Consider the following 3,583-nt stretch of genomic DNA (forward strand, 5'->3'; position numbering starts at 1 on the left):
GAATTGGCGTCACCGACAAGCGGATTCGTTACATTCTCGACGGCGAAAGAACCGTCAAAGGCGAAACCACGCCGATCCAGATGACCTACACCGAGCAGTTTGCCCTTGAGTGTCTGGCTGCGGCTGCCAAGGCGAGCAAAAAGCAGTCTTCGTAATCCCCTCAAGGAGTGACCATGGCGACAACCGAACAGCAACACGAACAGGCGCTGAGGAAGTTTCTCGATGAACGCCCTGAGCTGCGTCTTGAGCTCGACAATCTCAATCCCCTGCTCGCCCAGGCCAAAGGCGAGACGGTGGCGCAATACCGCGACGAACGCTTGCATGAAGCGTTCGAAGCCGAGGCCGAGCGCCTGGGTTTGTTTGCCTGGGAGCTGACACTGCAACTGACCACCGCCACGCCCGAGGAATATCAGGCCCAACGCATGGAAGTGCACAAGGAAGTTGCAGAGATGGCCGGCATGGACTGGCTTGAGTATTGCGAGTTGTATGGGCTGACCAAATAATCCTCGCAATGGCAGCGACTCGGTCTGCGAGCAAACGCCCTTCGCCGCCCTGCCGATAAAGCTTTATCATGGCCGCAGTTTTGCTGATCGAGTCCGTCATGAAATTCGCCATAGCGCTGTTTTCCGCCGCCCATGCGCCCTCCTCGCGCCGTGCCTTGCTGTTCGCCCAGGCCGCGCTGGCCGGCGGGCATGAGATTGTCCGGCTGTTTTTCTATCAGGATGGCGTCTACAACGCGTCCGGCAGTGTGGTCACTCCTCAGGATGAGCAGGACTTGCCCAAGCAATGGCGCACCTTTGTCAGCGAGCATCAACTCGATGGCGTGGTCTGCATCGCCGCCGCCCTGCGTCGTGGCGTGCTGAACGAGGAAGAAGCCCAGCGCTATCAGCGTGAAGCGGTCGCCGTGGGCGCGCCGTGGGAATTGTCCGGCCTTGGCCAGTTGCATGACGCGGTGCAGGACGCTGACCGCCTGATCTGTTTCGGAGGCGCGTGAGATGGCTAAATCCTTGCTGATTATCAGCCGTCAGGCGCCGTGGTCCGGGCCGAATGCGCGCGAAGCGCTAGACATTGTATTGGCCGGCGGCGCCTTCGATCTGCCGATCGGGCTACTGTTTCTTGATGACGGCGTGTTCCAGCTCGCTGCGAAACAGGACGCCAAGGCATTGCAGCAGAAAGACCTGAGCGCCAACCTGCAAGCCTTGCCGATGTTTGGCGTCGAAGATCTGTTCGTGTGCGCTGACAGCGTAGCGGCCCGAGGCCTGGACCCCAAAGGTCTGTCGCTTGAAGAAGCCCGGGTACTGAGCGCCCAGGACATCACCGCCCTTATTGACCGTTACGACCAGGTGATCACCCTCTGATGTCGACTTTGCATGTGTTGTCTCATTCCCCTTTCGGCGACGAGCGCCTGGGCAGTTGCCTGCGCGTGATCGGCCCCAACGATGCGCTGCTGCTGAGTGGCGATGCGGCCTATGCCCTGCAGACCGCATTGAAGCTCGGCCCCGACAAGGGCAACAGCCTGCACCTGAACCGACTGTTCAAAGGCACCCCTGCCAAACTCGCCGCGAAACTGGCGGGCCTGCCCAAACCGACGAATTGCTTATGACCGACTATCCAGCGCTGACCCTCGAAACGCCCGCCGAGCACCCGTTCGCCCAATTCGTGCGGATCCTTGGCAAAGGCAAACGCGGCGCCCGCGATCTGACCCGCGAAGAAGCCCGCGAGGCCATGGGCATGGTGCTCGACGACAAGGTCGAGGACACCCAGCTCGGCGCGTTCCTGATGCTGTTGCGGCACAAGGAAGAGAGCGCCGAGGAAATGGCCGGGTTCACCGAAGCCTTGCGTGAACGCCTGAACCCACCGGCGCTGGCGGTCGATCTGGACTGGCCGACGTACGCAGGCAAGAAGCGGCATTTGCCGTGGTATCTGCTGGCGGCCAAGTGCCTGGCGCAGAACGGCGTGCGCATCTTCATGCACGGCGGCGGCGCGCACACGGCGGGTCGGCTCTACAGTGAACAACTGCTCGAGACGCTGAACATACCGTTATGCCGCAACTGGCAGCAGGTCGGTGCGGCCCTCGATCAGGGCGGTCTGGCGTTCATGCCATTGGTGGACTGGGCTCCCCAGCTTCAGCGAATGATCGACCTGCGCAACACCCTGGGCCTGCGCTCGCCGATCCATTCCCTGGCGCGGATTCTCAACCCGCTTGGCGCCCGTTGTGGCCTGCAAAGCATTTTCCACCCCGGCTACCAGGCGGTGCATCGCGATGCCAGCGGTCTGCTCGGGGACACGGCAATCGTCGTCAAGGGCGATGGCGGCGAGATTGAGATCAACCCGGACGCCGACAGTCACCTGTATGGCACCACCGGCGGCGAAAGCTGGGATGAAGAATGGCCGCAGCTGTCGAGCCAGCGCCACGTCAAACCGGCGAGCCTGGACCCGGAGCACTTGAAAGCCGTATGGCGTGGCGACGTGGTCGACAGCTACCCGCAAATGGCGCTGATCTCGACCATGGCCCTGGCCTTGCGCGGCCTCGGCCAGCCCCGCGAACAAGCCTTCGAAACCGCCCAGCAATATTGGGACGCCCGGGACCGATCGATTTAGTCGATCATAACAGCCCAACCTTTGCGCTTTTTGTTCGAACCTATGCGCATAGACTCCTCTCCAACGCTTATAGGTTGAGGAGTCAGGCACATGGGTTTGTTAGTCGAAGGTCGCTGGCAGGATCAGTGGTACCAAAGCAGCAAGGATGGCGCGTTCCAGCGTGAACAGGCGCAGCGTCGCAACTGGCTGACTGCCGATGGCAAGCCAGGCCCGAGCGGCGTCGGTGGTTTTGCCGCCGAGGCCGGTCGCTATCATCTCTATGTGTCCCTCGCCTGCCCGTGGGCCCACCGCACGCTGATCCTGCGCAAACTCAAAGGCCTTGAAAGCCTGATCGACGTGTCGGTGGTCAGCTGGTTGATGCTGGAAAACGGCTGGACCTTCGATAAAAACCTCGGATCGACCGGCGACAAGCTCGATCATTTCAATTTCATGCACCAGCGCTACACCGCCGATACCGCCGACTACACCGGCCGCGTCACCGTGCCGGTGTTGTGGGATAAACAGACCAACCGCATCGTCAGCAATGAATCGGCGGAGATCATCCGCATGTTCAACAGTGCGTTCGATGACTTGACCGGCAATGACCTGGATTTCTACCCGGCACCGCTGCGCAGCGAAATCGATGCCCTGAACGAGCGGATTTATCCAGCAGTGAACAACGGCGTCTATCGCGCCGGGTTTGCCACCTCGCAGCAGGCTTATGAAGAGGCGTTCGATGAGTTGTTTGCCGAGCTGGATCGGCTGGAGCAACTGCTGGGCGCGAACCGTTACCTGACGGGTGAATACCTGACCGAAGCGGATATTCGCCTGTTCACCACGCTGATTCGTTTTGATGCGGTGTATCACGGCCACTTCAAATGCAATCTGCGGCGGATTGCCGATTATCCGAACCTGTCGAACTGGCTACGGGAGATTTATCAGTGGCCCGGGATTGCCGAGACGGTGGATTTCACCCACATCAAGAACCACTACTATGGTAGCC

Annotated in this window: 5 protein-coding genes and 2 pseudogenes; all 7 read left to right on the plus strand. The window is 60.6% G+C overall.

Features of this window, described 5'->3' with window-relative positions; all coding sequences use genetic code 11:
- Window positions 1-173 precede the first annotated feature (173 nt).
- The gene (locus AC1DLB_RS27595) at window positions 174-503 is read left to right on the plus strand and encodes a DUF6388 family protein (RefSeq protein WP_305409374.1); all 330 of its coding nucleotides are present in this window, start codon (window positions 174-176) and stop codon (window positions 501-503) included.
- Between the two features lie 98 nt (window positions 504-601).
- Window positions 602-994 carry a sulfurtransferase complex subunit TusD gene (gene tusD, locus AC1DLB_RS27600; protein WP_026345734.1) on the plus strand — a complete coding sequence of 131 codons (393 nt, stop codon included), beginning with the start codon at window positions 602-604 and terminating at the stop codon, window positions 992-994.
- 1 nt (window position 995) lies between these two features.
- Window positions 996-1,358, plus strand: a complete 363-nt coding sequence (gene tusC, locus AC1DLB_RS27605) for a sulfurtransferase complex subunit TusC (RefSeq protein ID WP_028941281.1) — start codon at window positions 996-998, stop codon at window positions 1,356-1,358.
- Window positions 1,358-1,471 (plus strand): annotated as a pseudogene (locus tag AC1DLB_RS27610) (DsrH/TusB family sulfur metabolism protein); the annotation flags it as partial. The gene tusC and the pseudogene AC1DLB_RS27610, both read left to right, overlap by 1 nt.
- Window positions 1,472-1,483: 12 nt before the next feature.
- Window positions 1,484-1,603, plus strand: a pseudogene (locus AC1DLB_RS27615) (TusE/DsrC/DsvC family sulfur relay protein); the annotation flags it as partial.
- A complete protein-coding gene (locus AC1DLB_RS27620; protein WP_477743702.1) occupies window positions 1,600-2,601 on the plus strand; it encodes a glycosyl transferase family protein in 1,002 nt (333 codons plus the stop codon). The pseudogene AC1DLB_RS27615 and the gene AC1DLB_RS27620, both read left to right, overlap by 4 nt.
- 90 nt (window positions 2,602-2,691) lie before the next feature.
- Window positions 2,692-3,583: glutathione S-transferase family protein (locus AC1DLB_RS27625; protein WP_477786058.1), on the plus strand; the 892-nt coding region annotated here is incomplete at its 3' end.

This window comes from Pseudomonas sp. 05N434, assembly GCF_056396965.1.

Coding starts and splice junctions, on each gene's coding strand:
- AC1DLB_RS27595 (WP_305409374.1), top strand. CDS start 174: ATGGCGACAACCGAACAGCAACACGAACAGGCGCTGAGGAAGTTTCTC.
- tusC (WP_028941281.1), top strand. CDS start 996: ATGGCTAAATCCTTGCTGATTATCAGCCGTCAGGCGCCGTGGTCCGGG.
- tusD (WP_026345734.1), top strand. CDS start 602: ATGAAATTCGCCATAGCGCTGTTTTCCGCCGCCCATGCGCCCTCCTCG.
- AC1DLB_RS27620 (WP_477743702.1), top strand. CDS start 1,600: ATGACCGACTATCCAGCGCTGACCCTCGAAACGCCCGCCGAGCACCCG.